The organism is Streptomyces sp. ISL-43 (assembly GCF_018614195.1).
GTDB lineage: Bacteria > Actinomycetota > Actinomycetes > Streptomycetales > Streptomycetaceae > Streptomyces.
The window spans coordinates 1-15789 of sequence record NZ_JAGGOT010000062.1; the positions used below are offsets into that span (position 1 = coordinate 1).

Here is a 15789-nt window from a genome sequence, read left to right on the forward strand (position 1 = left end):
GGCGGGGTCGGGGGCGGGGTCAGGCGGTGGGCGCCGGTGCGCCCTGCGCCTGGATGGCGGTGATGGCCACGGTGATGACGATGTCCTGGACCAGGGCGCCGCGGGAGAGGTCGTTGACGGGCTTGCGCAGCCCCTGCAGGACCGGGCCGACCGCCACGGCGCCGGCCGAGCGCTGCACGGCCTTGTACGTGTTGTTGCCGGTGTTGAGGTCCGGGAAGATCAGCACCGTCGCGCGGCCGGCCACCTCGGACTCGGGCAGCTTGGTCGCGGCGACCGCGGGCTCCACGGCGGCGTCGTACTGGATCGGGCCCTCGATCAGCAGGTCGGGGCGCTGCTCGCGGACGATCTCGGTGGCCTTGCGGACCTTGTCCACGTCCGCGCCCGAGCCGGAGGTGCCGGTCGAGTACGAGAGCATCGCGATCCGCGGCTCCAGCCCGAAGGCCGCGGCGGTGGTCGCCGACTGGATGGCGATGTCGGCGAGCTGCTCGGCGTTCGGGTCCGGGTTGACGGCGCAGTCGCCGTAGGCGAGGACCTTGTCGGCCAGGCACATGAAGAAGACCGAGGAGACGATGGACGCGTCGGGCCTGGTCTTGATGATCTCGAAGGCCGGGCGGATGGTGGCGGCGGTGGAGTGCACCGAGCCGGAGACCATGCCGTCGGCGAGTCCCTCCTGGACCATCAGGGTGCCGAAGTAGTTGACGTCGGTGACCACGTCGTGGGCCAGCTCGACCGTCATGCCCTTGTGGGCGCGGGCCTTGGCGTAGTACTCGGCGAATCGTTCCCGCAGCGGGGAGGTCGCCGGGTCGATGAGCTGGGCGGCCGAGATGTCGACCCCCAGGTCGGCGGCCTTCTTCAGGATCGCCGGCTCCTCGCCCAGCAGTGTCAGGTCGCAGACCCCGCGGCGCAGCACCACGTCCGCGGCACGCAGCACGCGCTCCTCGGCGCCCTCCGGGAGCACCACGCGCCGGCGCTCGGAGCGGGCCTGCTCCAGCAGCTCGTGCTCGAACATCATCGGGGTGACGCGCTCGGATCGGGCCACCGAGAGCACCTCGCGCAGCTCGGCGGTGTCCACGTGGCGTTCGAACAGGCCGAGCGCGGTCTCCAGCTTGCGCGGGGTCGCGGAGTTCAGCCGGCTCTGCAGCGCGAAGAGTTCGGCGGCCGTCGGGAAGCTGTTGCCGGCCACCGAGACGACCGGCGTCCCGGGCGCCAGCTTCGAGGCCAGCGTCAGGATGTCCTTGCCGGGGCGCTCGTTCAGCGTCAGCAGCACACCGGCGATCGGCGGGGTGCCGGAGGTGTGCGCGGCGAGCGCGCCGATGACCAGGTCGGAGCGGTCCCCGGGGGTGACGACCAGACAGCCCGGCGTCAGGGCGTTGAGGAAGTTCGGCAGCATGGCCCCGCCGAAGACGAAGTCCAGGGCGTCGCGGGCGAGTCCGGCCTCGTCGCCGAGGAGCACCTCGCCGCCGAGCGCCTGGGTGATCTGGGCGACGGTCGGGGCGGACAGGTGCTTGTCGTCCGGAAGTACGTAGCAGGGCACGGGGAGCCGGGCGGCCAGGCGCTCGGCTATCGACTCGCGGTCCTCGGGGGCCACCCGGTTGACGACCATCGCGCCCACGTGGCAGCCCAGGCTCTCGTAAGCCCGGTACGCGTTGCGGGTCTCGGCGCGCACGGCTTCGGCGGGGTGCTTGGTGCCGCCCACGACGGGGATGACCAGGGCGCCCAGCTCGTTGGCGAGGCGGGCGTTGAGCGCCAGCTCGTCGGGGAGGTTGGTGTCGGCGTAGTCGGTGCCGAGGACCAGCATGACCTCGTAGTCGCGGGCCACCCGGTGGTAGCGGCCGACCAGCTGGGACACCAGCTCGTCCGTGCCCTTCTCGGCCAGGATGGCGGAGCCCTCGTGGTACTCCATGCCGTAGGCCGTCGAGGCGTCCTGCTCGATCCGGTAGCGGCCCTTCAGGAGGTCGAAGAGCCGGTCGGGTCCGTCGTGCAGCAAGGGGCGGTACACGCCCACCCGGCCCGTCTGGCGGGTCAGGAGCTCCATGATCCCCAGCTCGACGACCTGGCGGCCGTCCCCCCGCTCGATACCGGTCACGTACACGCTGCGCGTCACGCGTGCTCTCCGTCCCATCGTGTGAAATCTCGGGATCGCCCCACCGGGATCCTGGCCTGGGCGGGGCGGCTATTCGCGTCGGTTGTCCCAGTTAATGTGGGGTTGACCTCTTGACAATACCCTTGCGGATCGTTAGGTCGCCCGCCGGGAAAAGGGCCCGTCCGAGGGGGTCGAAAGGCCTGCCGGGCACCGTGCGGGGGGCATCGCACAGAGCGCGCGCCACCCCGGGCCCGTGGAACAATCGGACAGGCTTCATCAATACGCCCTTCATATGTACGGCTGTCCGCCCGCACGCGTACGGCCAGGTACGACCAGGAGCAGGAGACACAGCACGATGCGTATCGGAGTTCTCACCGCAGGCGGCGACTGTCCGGGCCTGAACGCTGTCATCCGGTCGGTCGTACACCGTGCCCTGGTCGGGCACGGGGACGAGGTCATCGGCTTCGAGGACGGCTTCAAGGGCCTGCTCGACGGCAATTACCGCCCCCTCGACATCAACGCCGTCAGTGGCATTCTCGCCCGAGGCGGCACGATTCTCGGTTCAGCCCGGATGGAGCGCGCGCGTCTGCACGAAGCCGCCGAGAACGCCGCCGAACTGGCGAAGCGCTACGGCATCGACGCGCTCATCCCGATCGGCGGCGAGGGAACCCTGACCGCCGCCCGGATGCTGTCGGACGCCGGCATGCCCGTCGTCGGCGTGCCGAAGACGATCGACAACGACATCTCCTCCACCGACCGCACCTTCGGCTTCGACACCGCCGTCATGGTCGCCACCGAGGCCATCGACCGCCTCAAGACCACCGCCGAGTCGCACCAGCGCGTCATGGTCGTCGAGGTGATGGGCCGGCACGCCGGCTGGATCGCCCTGGAGTCCGGCATGGCCGGCGGCGCCCACGGGATCTGCCTGCCGGAGCGCCCCTTCGAGGTGGACGCCCTGGTGAAGATGGTGGAGGAACGATTCGCCCGCGGTAAGAAGTTCGCCGTCATCTGCGTCGCCGAAGGCGCCCACCCGGGCGAGGGCTCCATGCCCTACGAGAAGGGCGCGATCGACCAGTACGGCCACGAGCGCTTCGCCGGCATCGGCAACCGCCTCGCCGTCGAGCTCGAACGGCGCATGGGCAAGGAAGCCCGCCCGGTCATCCTCGGCCACGTCCAGCGCGGCGGCACCCCCACGGCCTACGACCGCGTCCTCGCGACCCGCTTCGGCTGGCACGCGGTCGAGGCCGTCCACCGCGGTGACTACGGCAACATGACCGCCCTGCGCGGCACCGACATCGTCATGGCCCCCCTGGCCGCCGCGGTCACCGAGCTGAAGACCGTCCCCGAGGAGCGCATGTACGAGGCCGAGTCGGTCTTCTGACCGTCCCGGCCGGTACCTTCCTCCCGACTTCCGAGGGCCGAACGGCCCGTCGCCACCGCCCCGCGGCGGTGGCGACGGGCCGTTCGGCCGGTTCCGGACCGCCGCCGTCCCCGTCGGGGCGCCGCTGATCCACATCCAGCCCCCGCCATGCCGGGAGCTATGATCCGAAGACTCCACCGTTGGGGGAATGAGTGGCCGAGCCGCGTATGGCCGGATCGGGCCGTGAAGTCCAGGCCCCCTGATCCGGTTCCGTGCGCTCGATGGAAGGTGCCCGTTCCCGTGGCGACCCGCCCTGCCCTTTTGCCCAGTAGGAGTGCCGAACGCCCCGAGGCGCGGCAGACCGACGGCCCGGCTCCTGCCAGGGGCGAGCGGCGGTGGTCCGTCCTCGGCGGGGCCGTGGCCGCGTCCTGGGCGCTGCCGCTGCTCCTCGACGCACTCGGCCTGGACGTGGTGCTGATCCCCGTCCTGGTCCTGGCGATCGCCTCCCTGATCCGGGTGGGCGGCGGCCTCCTCGACCGCCTGGTCGTCGCGGCCTTCGTCCTCTGCGGCGCGGTCATGACCTTCGGGCTGCTCTTCTCCGTCTGGCCGTGGGGGCTGGCCCCCGTCCCCGGGACCGGCTTCCTGCTGACCGTCGTGTCCGTCTGCGGCTGGCTGTCCGGCCGGCGCCCCCGCATCCCCCTGCGGCTGCGCGGCTCCGACGCGCTCGTCGTCGGTACGGCGGCGGTGGTCTGGCACTACATGCACAACCCGCTGGCCGGTAAGTCGATCACCGAGCGGCTGGCCTTCTTCGTCACGTCCGAGGACCGGATGGGGCACTTCTCGTACTTCGACGGCATCCACCACGTGGGCGGTTACGCGTTCCTCCACCAGGAGGCCGCCAAGACGTTCATGATGACCCCGTCCGAGGCCGTCTACCCGCAGGGCACCCACTTCCTGCTGGCGTGGATCGACGTCCTCGTGAAGTCCTCCACCGACGGCGGCCCCGCCGCCGAGATGATGAACCGCTACCTCCTGTACGTCATCGGCGCCTACGCGCTGCTCTGCGCCGCGCTCGTCTGGGCCGCCCGCTGGGTCGGCGGCCCGCGCCTGCGCGGCTGGCGCGCGGCGGCGGTCTGCGCCAGTGTGATGGCGGTGATGCTGTCCGGCTCGATGGCGCAGCTGGTCGAGAAGGGCTTCGACTCCGAGACCGTCGGACTGCTGTTCCTCGCCGTCGGGCTGGCGCTGCTCGTGCGGCCCGCGATGGGCCGGGTCGAGTTCGCGCTCGTCGGGGTGGCCGCGCTGGTGACCGTGACCTTCGTCTACAACCTCTACGGGGCCCTCCTAGGCCTCGCCCTGGCCGCGGTCCTCATCGTCCACCGGCGGCGCTTCGCCCCCAGGAGGCGCCTGCTCATCGGCGCGCTGGCGGGCGGCACGCTGATCGCGGGACTGCCCAGCGTCTTCTCCGTCCTGACCAAGCTGGACGTCTCCAAGACCTCGAACCTGGCCGGCCCCATGGTCGTGCCCGACCGCCCCGTGTTCATCGGATGCGCGCTGCTGGCCCTGCTGGCGGCCTCCCTGCCGGCGAACCGCCGGACGGGTACCGGACAGATGGTGCTGGCCCTCGTCCTGGGCGGGATCACGGTGATCGGCCTCTTCGGCGCCTGGCAGAAGCACACCATCGGCTACTACTCGTACTACTTCGAGAAGCTGGCCGCCGCCGGTCTGGTGATCACCCTGATCGCGGTGGGCATGGTCGGGCTGATGCTGCCGCCCGAGCGGCTGGGCGGCTCGTCGCGCCGCCGCCGCCGGGCGGAGCGCCTGGTGCACTCCGGCCTCGCGACGGCCGCCGCGCTCGCCATGTTCGCCAGCGTGCAGTTCGGCGTTCCCACGGGGTGGACCGACCCCGAGGCCAGGTTCAACCCGCCCTCGGCCTGGTACGGCAGCTCGATGCTCAAGTGGGCCAGGGGCGAGAGCCGCAGCGACATGGGCCCGCCGGCCCGAGCGCTCACCCGGCGGGACCTCCCGGGGGTGTCCTCACCGGTGATCGCCCTGTACTCCAACGACGCGTACCTGAACCTGAAGTCCACCTTCCTCGCCCAGCTCCTGAACCACCGGGCGGGCGACATGGTGGAGCTCTACGAGATCTTCTACGTCAAGATGGGCGGCCCGGTGACCGCGGACGTGGAGAAGCAGTACGGGACCTCGCTGGGCCACCTGAAGAAGGCGATCGCGGAGCTGCCCTCCGCACCGACCGTCCTGGTGGGCGACCGGGCGATGGCCGACCGGCTGTCGAAGGACCTCGCGGCAGCGGGCGTCCGGGCGACCGTGGTCCACGCGCCGCTGAAGTAGCCGCCGCCCACCGGGCGCCGACCGGCCCCCGCGGCGGGACTCCCGCCCCGACCTCCCACGCCGAACGGCCCCGACCGCGTCCCGCCGAGGACGTGGTCGGGGCCGTTGCCGTAGGGAGCGCTGCGGCGGAATGTGTCCTACGCCGCACCGCCCGCGAGGGCCCAGAAGCGGTCCACGATGTCCGCGAGGTACTCGCGCCCCGAGTCGCCGCTGCCGGCCTCGCCCTGCGCGGCGCCCCAGCCGAGGGTCGCCACCATCCTCGACTGGTACTCCCCGTGCAGCTGCTCCAGCACCCGCTCCAGGTGCGGCTTGGGCACCGGCAGCAGTTTGGCCAGCGGCTTCACGTACGCCTGCCAGCGCGTGGTCGCCGCGCTGCGCAGCAGCTCGGCCAGCTCCTCGTGCTTGCCGGTCGCGGTCACGAACTGGGCCAGGGTCAGCCCCAGCGCCGTGGCCAGGGCGGCGGACTGCCGCTCGTTGCCCTTCCAGCGGCCGGTGTCCTCCATCTTCTGGTAGGAGCCCGCCTCCACTCCGACCCGCCGGGCCAGCTCCTCGGCGGCCAGCCCCCTGGCGATCCGGTGCTCGCGCAAGGTGACCGGCTCGGCCAGGAGCTCGCCGGGGGAGCACCAGAGCACGCCCGCGAGGGCCGTGAGTTCGACGGAGGTCGGCGATATCTCGCCACGCTCCCACGCCATCACGGTCTCGGGAGTGACGATCAGTCCGTACTGGGCACGCAGGCCATAGACGACATGACCGGGAGCCATGCCCAGGGCCGCGCGCAGACGACGCGCGGCGGGGGCATTGAAAGGTGGGCTGGAGTGCACAGGGCACACCGTAGGAGTGGCCGAGGTGTGGCGACTACAGACCAAACAAACAAGCCCATACCTCGTAGGAACGTCCTATGAAGTAAAGGGCTTTGGTCCGTTTTCTCTGCGACTGACCGGTAATCGGATCGGGCCGTGATCCATTTCCAAGCGTACGTTTCCGGCCGCCCCGAGCGGTAGCCCTGCGCGTGATCCGCCTCACACGATCGGGAAGGTCTCGAACCGGCCACCCCGCCAGAGCGTGCTCCCGGACGGAGGCCCTCGCATACGGGGGTGGCGAGGGCCTCCGCCCTCCCCCTCTCCCGCCCTCTCCCACCTCCCTCCCGCGCCTCTCCTTGCCTTGACGCCTACGGCAAGGATTACGGTCGGGGCATGCGAATCGGCGAACTGGCCGAGCGGGCGGGCACCAGCACGCGAACGCTCCGGTACTACGAGGAGCGGGGCCTGCTGCCCGCCCGGCGCGACGGCAACGGCCACCGCACCTACGACGAGGACGACCTGCGGATGCTCCGCCAGATCCGCACGCTCCAGGACTTCGGCTTCGACCTGGAGGAGACCCGCCCGTTCGTGGAGTGCCTGCGCGCCGGTCACCCGGCCGGCGACTCCTGCCCGGCGTCGCTGGCCGTCTACCGGCGCAAGCTCGCCGAACTGGACGGCCTGATCGGCCGGCTCACGGGCGTACGGGACCAGGTGGCGGGCCAGCTCGCCGAAGCCGAAGCGGCACAGCCCAGATGCGAGATGACCGGCTGACCGGCCGGGACGAGAGGGGAAGCAATGATGAAGGCACGCGGTGTGGCCGAAGTGACCGACGCGGACTTCGAGACGGAGGTGCTCGGCGAACGCGGCCGGCCCGTCCTGGTGGAGTTCACCGCCGACTGGTGCGGCCCGTGCCGCCAGCTCGCCCCCGTCCTGTCCGCCGTCGCCGCCGAGGAGGCCGACCGGCTCAAGGTCGTCCAGATCGACGCGGACAGCAACCCCGCCACCCTCGTGCGGTACGGGGTGCTGTCCATGCCGACCCTGCTCGTCTTCCGTGACGGCGAGCCCGTGCTGCAGATGGTCGGGGCCCGCGCCAAGCGCAAGCTCCTCCAGGAACTGGAAGACGTCATGGCGGCGGCCGGGGCCGCCGCCACGGCTACGACACGGGCCTGAACCAGAGCGTCGCCAGCGGCGGGAGGGTCAGGCGCAGGCTCGCCGCCCGCCCCTGCGCGGGCACCGGCTCGGGGCGCAGCGGCCGCGCGTGGTGAATACCGCTGCCGCCGTAGAGCTGCTGGTCGGTGTTGAGCACCTCCCGCCACAGCGGCACCTCCTGCGGCACCCCGAGGCGGTACGCGTGCCGGACCACCGGCGAGAAGTTCGAGACGCACAGCAGCTGCGAGCCGTCCTGCGCGAACCGCAGGAACGCGAAGACGTTGTCCTCTGCCGCGTCCCCTTCCACCCACGCGAAGCCCTCCGGCACGGTGTCCCGCTCCCACAGGGCGGGCGCCGCCCGGTAGGTGCGGTTCAGGTCGCCCACGAGGCTGCGTACGCCCCGGTGGTCGCCGGCCGCCGCGTAGGAGGAGTCCAGCAGCCACCAGTCCGGCCCGTACGTCTCGGACCACTCCGAGCCCTGCGCGAACTCCTGCCCCATGAAGAGCAGCTGCTTGCCCGGGTGGGCCCACATGAAGCCCAGGTACGCCCGGTGCGCGGCCCGCTGCTGCCACCAGTCCCCGGGCATCTTCGACACCAGCGAGCCCTTGCCGTGCACCACCTCGTCGTGCGAGATCGGCAGCACGTAGTTCTCGCTGAACGCGTAGACCATCCCGAAGGTCATGTCGTTGTGGTGGTACTTGCGGTGCACCGACTCCTTCGACGCGTAGCGCAGGGTGTCGTGCATCCAGCCCATGTTCCACTTCAGGCCGAAGCCGAGACCGCCCACGTCGGTGGGCCGGGTGACGCCCGGCCACGCGGTGGACTCCTCGGCGATCGTCACCACGCCCGGGCAGCGCCGGTAGACGGTGGCGTTCATCTCCTGGAGCAGCGCCACCGCGTCCAGGTTCTCCCGCCCGCCGTGCTCGTTCGGCGTCCACTCGCCCTCGCCCCGCGAGTAGTCGAGGTAGAGCATCGAGGCCACCGCGTCCACGCGCAGCCCGTCGACGTGGAACTCCTGGCACCAGTACACGGCATTGGCGACGAGGAAGTTCCTGACCTCCCGGCGGCCGAAGTCGAACTCCAGCGTCCCCCAGTCCGGGTGCGCCGCCCGCTGCGGGTCGTGGTGCTCGTACAGCGGGCGCCCGTCGAACTCGGCCAGCGCCCAGTCGTCGCGCGGGAAGTGCGCCGGCACCCAGTCGACGATCACCCCGATCCCGGCCCGGTGGAGCGAGTCCACCAGGAAGCGGAAGTCGTCCGGGGAGCCCATCCGGGAGGTCGGCGCGTAGAAGCCGGTGACCTGGTAACCCCACGAGCCGCCGAAGGGGTGCTCGGCGACCGGCATCAGCTCCACGTGCGTGAAGCCGAGCTCCTTCACGTACGCCGGGAGCTGCTCGGCCAGCTGCCGGTAGGAGAGCCCGGGCCGCCAGGACGCCAGGTGCAGCTCGTACACCGAGAAGGGGGCCTGGTGCGCCGGGAGGTCCCCGCGCGCGGCCATCCACCCGGCGTCCTGCCAGACGTAGGAGGAGGCCGTCACCACCGTGGCGTTGGCCGGCGGGACCTCCGCGTGCCGGGCCATCGGGTCGGCGCGCAGGGTGTGCGAACCGTCCGGGCGCGTGACGTCGTACTTGTACAGGGCGCCCTCGCCGACGCCCGGCAGGAACAGCTCCCACACGCCGGTCGAACCGAGCGAGCGCATCGGGTAGGCGACCGGGTCCCAGTACGAGAAGTCGCCGGTGACGCGCACACCCTGCGCGTTCGGGGCCCACACCGTGAACCGGGTGCCGGCCACGCCCTGGTGCTCCATCGGCTCCGATCCGAGCGCCGTCCACAGCTCCTCGTGACGTCCCTCGCCGATCAGGTGAAGGTCGAGCTCGCCGAGCGCGGGCAGGAAGCGGTAGGGGTCGTGGACCTCCACCTCGTCGCTGTCGTACGTCACCAGCAGCCGGTACTCCGGCACCCCGGTCAGCGGCAGCAGCCCGGAGAACAGCCCGTCGCCGTCGTCGAAGAGCTCGGCACGCAGCCCCTTGGCGACGATGGTGACCGCCTTCGCGTACGGGCGCAGCATCCGGAAGGACACCCCGCCCCGCTGGGTGCGGGCGCCGAGCACGCCGTGCGGATCGTGGTGGCGGCCCTCCAGCAGCCGGGCCCGTTCCTCCGCGCCGAGTGCGGGCGCCGGCCGGACCCCGTGCGGCGGTGCCGCCCGGCGGGCCCGCGGGGCCCGGGCCTTCTTCGCCTGCGTTTCATGGGCGGGGGCGGTGACGGCGGGCTTGGCTTCGTCGCGGACGGTCGGTGACGGCTGTCGTGCGGCGCTCACGCGAGCGGCCTCCTCGGGGGCTTCGGTCGGGGGATGGTGGAGCCGGGGGCGGGGGGATGCGTGCGGTGGGCGGGGGGACCCTGCGGCTCGGACAGCCGCCGGATCGCCGCCATCGGCACGTGCAGCCAGTCGGGGCGGTGCCGGGACTCGTAACGGGCCTCGTACACCGCCTTGTCGGTCTCGTAGGCGCGCAGCAGTACGGGGTCCTCGCGCGGGTCCCGGCCGGTCGTGCGGGCGTAGCCCTCGCAGAAGGCGGCCCGGCAGGCGTCCGCCCAGGCGGGTGCGAACGGCCGGTGCGACCGGGCGGCGTAGTCGAAGGAGCGCAGTATCCCGGCGATGTCCCGGACCGCGGGCTCGGGGCGGCGGCGGTCGGCCAGCGGCCGGGCCGGCTCCCCCTCGAAGTCGATCAGCGCCCAACTGCCGTCCGCGGTACGCAGGGTCTGCCCCAGGTGCAGGTCCCCGTGGATCCGCTGGGCGGGCACCCCGGCTCCCCGGGAGGCGGCCAGCGCGTCGAAGGCGCCGCGCAGGCCCGCCTCGTAGGGCCGCAGCGCGGGGACCTCGCGGGCCGTGGCGGCGAGCCGCGCCGTCATCCCGGCGGCCAGCCGGGCCGTCTGCTCGGGGCCCAGCGCGAGGGTGGGCAGGGCCCCGGCCAGCGCGCTGTGCACCTCGGCGGTGGCCCGGCCCAGCGCGTGCGCCTCGGCGGTGAAGTCGGCCCCGGCGCGCAGCCGGTGCAGGGCGAGCTGCCAGCCGTCGTCGGAGCCGCGCAGGTAGGGCTGGAGCACGCCCAGGGTCAGCGGTTCGGAGCCGGGCAGCTCGGCTTCGTACCAGGCGACCGGCGCGGGCACGCGGGCGCAGCCGGCGGCGGCCAGGGCGCGGGGCAGCTCCAGGTCCGGATTGACCCCGGGGCCGACCCGTCTGAAGACCTTCAGGATGTACGAATCCCCGTAGATCAGCGAGGAGTTGGTCTGCTCCCCGGACAGTGGCCGCGGGGTCGGTGCCTCGGGGATCACGGCGGCCGGATCCCGGTCGAAGCGGAGCGGGCCCAGGATACCGGGGGAGCGCAGCCGCTCCAGCAGCAGCGAGGCGAGCCGCGGATCGCCCAGGCCCTCGTAGACCGACTGGCCGGCGTACGGGCCCTGCTCGGCGCGGCCGATCAGCGCGGGCGCGAGCGCGGGCGGCAGCGGGCTCGGGCGTACTCCGAGCAGCAGTTGGTAGCAGTCCCCGTCCACGTCCAGCAGCAGGTGCAGGAGCCCGGGCGTGGATCCGGGCGGCAGCAGTTCGGCCGCCGAGATCGTCCTCAGCCGTCCGATGGCGCGGCCCTTGCCCGCGAACCAGCGCTGTGCGGGCAGCCAGGCCCGCAGCATCGGTTCCAGCGGGCCGAGCCCGGCGACCCGGTCGGCGGTGAGCCGATCCCGGGCGGATGCAGCCTCCGACATGGCGTCGCGTCCTTTCCCCGGGCCGTCAAAGAATGCGCAGAGTGTCCCGGATCGCTGTGAATGCTTCTCCGGCGTGTGTGAGTGTCGGGTCGGGATGGTCCTTACAGGGGCGGGCGATTGACCCATTCGCCGCGCCCGCCCCCGGGCCGGGCTGTTATTCGGAGCGCAGGCGGAACCAGTAGAAGCCGTGGCCCGCCAGGGTCAGCAGGTACGGCCACTCGCCGATCGGCGGGAAGCGCACGTCACCCGTCAGCTCCACCGGGACCCGTCCGTTGAACGACTGCAGATCAAGCTCGGTGGGCTGCGCGAAGCGCGAGAAGTTGTGCACGCACAGCACCAGGTCGTCCCCGAACTCCCGGAGGAAGGCGAGCACCGCCGGGTTGGTCGAGGGCAGTTCGGTGTAGGAGCCGAGCCCGAACGCCGGGTTCGCCTTGCGGACCTCGATCAGCCGGCGGGTCCAGTGCAGCAAGGAGGAGGGCGACGCCATGGCCGCCTCGACATTGGTGACCTGGTACCCGTGGACCGGGTCCATGATGACCGGCAGGTTCAGCCTGCCCGGATCGCACGAGGAGAAACCGGCGTTGCGGTCGGGGGTCCACTGCATCGGCGTGCGCACGCCGTCGCGGTCGCCGAGCCAGATGTTGTCGCCCATGCCGATCTCGTCGCCGTAGTAGAGGACCGGCGATCCGGGCAGCGACAGCAGCAGGGCCGTGAACAGCTCCATCTGGTTGCGGTCGTTGTCCAGCAGCGGGGCGAGGCGGCGCCGGATGCCGATGTTGGCCCGCATGCGCGGGTCCTTGGCGTACTCGGCGTACATGTAGTCGCGCTCTTCGTCCGTGACCATCTCGAGGGTGAGCTCGTCGTGGTTGCGCAGGAAGATGCCCCACTGGCAGCGGTCCGGGATCGCCGGGGTCTTGGCCAGGATCTCGGAGACCGGGTAGCGGGACTCTCTCCGCACGGCCATGAAGATGCGGGGCATGACGGGGAAGTGGAAGGCCATGTGGCATTCGTCCCCGCCCTTCGCGAAGGCGCCGAAGTAGTCGACGACGTCCTCGGGCCACTGGTTGGCCTCGGCGAGCAGCACGGTGTCCGGGTAGTGCGCGTCGATCTCCGCGCGGACCCGCTTGAGGAGGGCGTGGGTGCGCGGCAGGTTCTCGCAGTTGGTGCCCTCCTCGGCGTACAGGTAGGGCACGGCGTCGAGGCGGAACCCGTCGATGCCGAGGTCGAGCCAGAAGCGGAGCGCGGAGACGATCTCCTCGACGACGGCCGGGTTCTCGTAGTTGAGGTCCGGCTGATGGGAGAAGAACCGGTGCCAGTAGTACTGCTTGCGGACCGGGTCGTACGTCCAGTTCGAGGTCTCGGTGTCGACGAAGATGATGCGGGCGTCCTGGTACTGCTTGTCGTTGTCGGCCCACATGTAGTAGTCGCCGTAGGGCCCCTCGGGGTCCTTGCGGGACTGCTGGAACCACTCGTGCTGGTCGCTCGTGTGGTTCATGACGAAGTCGATGATCACCCGCATGCCGCGGGTGTGCGCGGCGTCCACGAACTCCACGAAGTCGGCGAGGTCGCCGAACTCCGGGAGCACGGAGGTGTAGTCGGAGACGTCGTAGCCCCCGTCGCGGAGCGGGGAGGCGAAGAACGGCGGCAGCCAGAGGCAGTCGACGCCGAGCCACTGGAGGTAGTCCAGCTTGGCGGTGAGCCCCTTGAGGTCACCCACGCCGTCGCCGTTGCTGTCGTGGAAGGAGCGGACGAGGACCTCGTAGAAGACCGCCCGCTTGAACCAGTCGGGATCGCGGTCCTTGGCGGGGGTGTCCTCGAACGTGTCGTGGACGGGATCGTTGATCATCATGTGGTGGGTGACCCTCCGGTGGGCGGGGACGGTCGCAGAGCGGCCAGTACGTGCGCGGGCGTGCGGCCCGGCTCTAGGCGCACGTAGTTCGCCCTGCCCCAGTGATAGGTCTCGCCGGTGAGCTCGTCGCGCACCGCGAGGGACCCGTGCCAGTCGAGGCCGAGTACCGGCATGTCCAACGAGACCGTCGCCTCCTGGGTGTGGTGCGGATCGAGGTTGACGACCACCAGTACGGAATTGGCGCCGGCATGCTTCGAATAGGCGATCACCTGTTCGTTGTCGGTCGGGTGGAAATGGATGTCGCGCAGCTGCTGGAGCGCGGGGTTGCGGCGGCGCATCCGGTTCAGGGCGGTGATCAGCGGGGCGATCGTGCGGCCCTCGCGGTCGGCGGCCGCCCAGTCGCGCGGGCGCAGCTCGTACTTCTCGGAGTCGAGGTACTCCTCGCCGCCCTCCTCGAGCGGGGTGTTCTCGCAGAGCTCGTAACCGGCGTAGACCCCCCACGTGGGGGAGAGGGTGGCGGCGAGCACCGCGCGGACCTCGAAGGCGGGGCGGCCGCCGTGCTGAAGGTACGCGGGCAGGATGTCCGGGGTGTTGACGAAGAAATTCGGCCGCATGACGGAGGCGGAGCGGGTGTCCGCGAGCTCGGTCAGGTACTCGGTGAGCTCGGCCTTGGTGTTGCGCCAGGTGAAGTACGTGTAGGACTGCTGGAAGCCGATGGCGGCGAGGGTCCGCATCATCGCGGGACGGGTGAAGGCCTCGGCGAGGAAGATCACGTCGGGGTCGGACTTGTTGATGTCCGCGATCACCTTCTGCCAGAAGACGACCGGCTTGGTGTGCGGATTGTCGACCCGGAAGATGCGGACGCCGTGGTCCATCCAGTGCCGCAGGATCCGTACCGTCTCCTCGACGATGCCGGCCATGTCGGTGTCGAAGTGGACCGGGAAGATGTCCTGGTACTTCTTCGGCGGGTTCTCCGCGTACGCGATCGTCCCGTCGGCGCGGTGGCGGAACCACTCCGGATGCTTCTCCACCCACGGGTGGTCCGGCGAGCACTGCAGGGCGAAGTCCAGCGCCACCTCGATCCGCAGCTCGCCGGCCTTGGCGACGAAGGCGTCGAAGTCCTCGATGGTGCCGAGGTCCGGGTGGACGGCGTCGTGGCCGCCCTCGGTGGAACCGATGGCCCACGGCACGCCCGGGTTCCAACTCCCGGCGGACAGCGTGTTGTTCGGGCCCTTGCGGTAAGTGCTCCCGATGGGGTGGATGGGTGGCAGGTAGACGACGTCGAAACCCATCGCGGCGATGGCCGGCAACCGTTCGCAGGCCGTGCGGAAGGTCCCGCTGACGGGTTCCTCGCCGGACTCCAGCACCGCCCCCTCCGACCGGGGGAACATCTCGTACCAGGAACCGAAGAGCGCCCGCTTGCGCTCGACCAGCAGCGGCAGCGGCTTGGAGGCGGTGACCAGCTCCCGGTACGGGCGCTTCGCGAGCGCCGCCGCCGCGGCCGGCGCGAGGGCCGCCGCGTACCGGACGGCGACGTCCCGGTCCTCGTCCCGCATGGCATCGGCGGCGGCGAGCGCGTGCTCGCGCCCGTCCCGCTTGGGAATCTTCGCGGCGGCCCGCTCGTACAGATCGGCGCCTTCGAGGAGCGTCAGCCCGGCGTCGATACCGGCGGGGATCTTGATCGCCGCATGGGCCCGCCAGGTGGCCACCGGGTCACTCCACGCCTCGACGGTGTACGTCCACCTCCCCTCGACCTCGGCGGACACCCGCGCCCCCCACCGGTCGGTGCCGGGAGCGAGCTCGGACAGGGGCACGGGGGGCCGCAGCCGCCCGCTCGGATCTCGGAGCACGACATGGGCGGCGACCGCGTCGTGCCCTTCGCGGAACACGGTGGCGGAGATCTCGAAGACCTCGTCCACGACCGCCTTGGCGGGTCTGGCGCCGCAGTCGACGGCGGGGCGGACGTCCAGCACGGGAATGCGACCGATCATGATGGGATCACCTGGGGGCAGTTCGCGGGGCTCGGTGACGACAGGCCAGCCGGCATGGCGGCTGGTAGTGCACGCTCTGTTCGCTCTGTTTCTAGCCGCTCGGAAGACGGCTGGGCTGCGGGCATGGCCGCTCCTGTCCGCGTTCACTCGGGTGGCGGGAGAGGTCGGGGGAGGCGGTGCGCAGTGCGCGTACCCGGGAGCCCTTCCCACTCCTGCCCGGCCCAATCCGCGTGCTCGGTTAACTACTGGTACGTAGTCGCACAGGCATCCCCGAAACCCCACGCGGAATTCACCGATGCTCCGTCAACTCCAAGTGGACTACCGGATGTCCACGGTGATCCATTGACCCGGGCGAGCCGGTGGAGGGGCGGTAGAGGCGCCATGGCCGCGCGGGAGACCCGCCGCTAGCCTTCCGAGGGTGATGCAGGCGCCGCACAGCGTGGTGCGGCCACTTCGAT

The 15789-nt window shown here is 71.3% G+C and carries 10 protein-coding genes; 4 read left to right on the forward strand and 6 right to left on the reverse strand.

Going from position 1 to position 15789, the window contains the following annotated elements:
- Positions 1 to 19: 19 nt before the first annotated feature.
- Positions 20 to 2104: a phosphate acetyltransferase gene (gene pta, locus J7F03_RS31900; protein ID WP_214955690.1), complete on the reverse strand. Its 2085-nt coding sequence runs from the start codon at positions 2102 to 2104 to the stop codon at positions 20 to 22.
- A gap of 334 nt (positions 2105 to 2438) precedes the next feature.
- Between pta and J7F03_RS31905 the strand changes: the two genes are divergently transcribed.
- Together J7F03_RS31905 and J7F03_RS31910 are read left to right on the forward strand one after the other, a co-directional pair.
- Positions 2439 to 3464, forward strand: coding sequence for an ATP-dependent 6-phosphofructokinase (locus tag J7F03_RS31905; protein WP_214955692.1), 1026 nt, complete (start codon positions 2439 to 2441; stop codon positions 3462 to 3464).
- A 279-nt stretch (positions 3465 to 3743) separates the two neighbouring features.
- Entirely contained in the window at positions 3744 to 5792 is a 2049-nt protein-coding gene (locus tag J7F03_RS31910) for a hypothetical protein (protein ID WP_214955694.1), read from the forward strand.
- Positions 5793 to 5929: 137 nt separating this feature from the next.
- Here J7F03_RS31910 and J7F03_RS31915 read toward each other — a convergent pair whose 3' ends face one another.
- Positions 5930 to 6622 carry a helix-turn-helix domain-containing protein gene (locus tag J7F03_RS31915; protein ID WP_308380043.1) on the reverse strand — a complete coding sequence of 231 codons (693 nt, stop codon included), beginning with the start codon at positions 6620 to 6622 and terminating at the stop codon, positions 5930 to 5932.
- A 363-nt stretch (positions 6623 to 6985) separates the two neighbouring features.
- Between J7F03_RS31915 and J7F03_RS31920 the strand changes: the two genes are divergently transcribed.
- Both J7F03_RS31920 and J7F03_RS31925 read left to right on the forward strand, forming a co-directional pair.
- On the forward strand, positions 6986 to 7363 hold the full coding sequence (locus J7F03_RS31920) for a MerR family transcriptional regulator (protein ID WP_214955698.1): 378 nt from the start codon (positions 6986 to 6988) through the stop codon (positions 7361 to 7363).
- Positions 7364 to 7387: 24 nt separating this feature from the next.
- Positions 7388 to 7762: a co-chaperone YbbN gene (locus J7F03_RS31925; RefSeq protein ID WP_251072797.1), complete on the forward strand. Its 375-nt coding sequence runs from the start codon at positions 7388 to 7390 to the stop codon at positions 7760 to 7762.
- Here the strand turns inward: J7F03_RS31925 and glgB are convergent.
- The 4 genes from glgB to J7F03_RS31945 form a co-directional block, all read right to left on the reverse strand.
- Positions 7746 to 10055 carry a 1,4-alpha-glucan branching enzyme gene (gene glgB, locus J7F03_RS31930; protein WP_214955700.1) on the reverse strand — a complete coding sequence of 770 codons (2310 nt, stop codon included), beginning with the start codon at positions 10053 to 10055 and terminating at the stop codon, positions 7746 to 7748. The genes J7F03_RS31925 and glgB overlap by 17 nt on opposite strands.
- Positions 10052 to 11491 (reverse strand): phosphotransferase, encoded by a 1440-nt coding sequence (locus tag J7F03_RS31935; protein ID WP_214955702.1) that lies wholly within the window; start codon positions 11489 to 11491, stop codon positions 10052 to 10054. Before J7F03_RS31935 ends, glgB begins: the two co-directional genes overlap by 4 nt.
- 154 nt (positions 11492 to 11645) lie before the next feature.
- On the reverse strand, positions 11646 to 13340 hold the full coding sequence (gene treS / locus J7F03_RS31940; RefSeq protein ID WP_214955703.1) for a maltose alpha-D-glucosyltransferase: 1695 nt from the start codon (positions 13338 to 13340) through the stop codon (positions 11646 to 11648).
- Positions 13337 to 15331 (reverse strand): alpha-1,4-glucan--maltose-1-phosphate maltosyltransferase, encoded by a 1995-nt coding sequence (locus tag J7F03_RS31945; RefSeq protein ID WP_214955704.1) that lies wholly within the window; start codon positions 15329 to 15331, stop codon positions 13337 to 13339. The genes treS and J7F03_RS31945 overlap by 4 nt, the downstream gene beginning before the upstream one ends.
- Positions 15332 to 15789: the final 458 nt, after the last annotated feature.

Coding starts and splice junctions, on each gene's coding strand:
- J7F03_RS31905 (WP_214955692.1), top strand. CDS start 2,439: ATGCGTATCGGAGTTCTCACCGCAGGCGGCGACTGTCCGGGCCTGAAC.
- treS (WP_214955703.1), bottom strand. CDS start 13,340: ATGATGATCAACGATCCCGTCCACGACACGTTCGAGGACACCCCCGCC.
- J7F03_RS31935 (WP_214955702.1), bottom strand. CDS start 11,491: ATGTCGGAGGCTGCATCCGCCCGGGATCGGCTCACCGCCGACCGGGTC.
- J7F03_RS31925 (WP_251072797.1), top strand. CDS start 7,388: ATGATGAAGGCACGCGGTGTGGCCGAAGTGACCGACGCGGACTTCGAG.
- J7F03_RS31920 (WP_214955698.1), top strand. CDS start 6,986: ATGCGAATCGGCGAACTGGCCGAGCGGGCGGGCACCAGCACGCGAACG.
- J7F03_RS31945 (WP_214955704.1), bottom strand. CDS start 15,331: ATGATCGGTCGCATTCCCGTGCTGGACGTCCGCCCCGCCGTCGACTGC.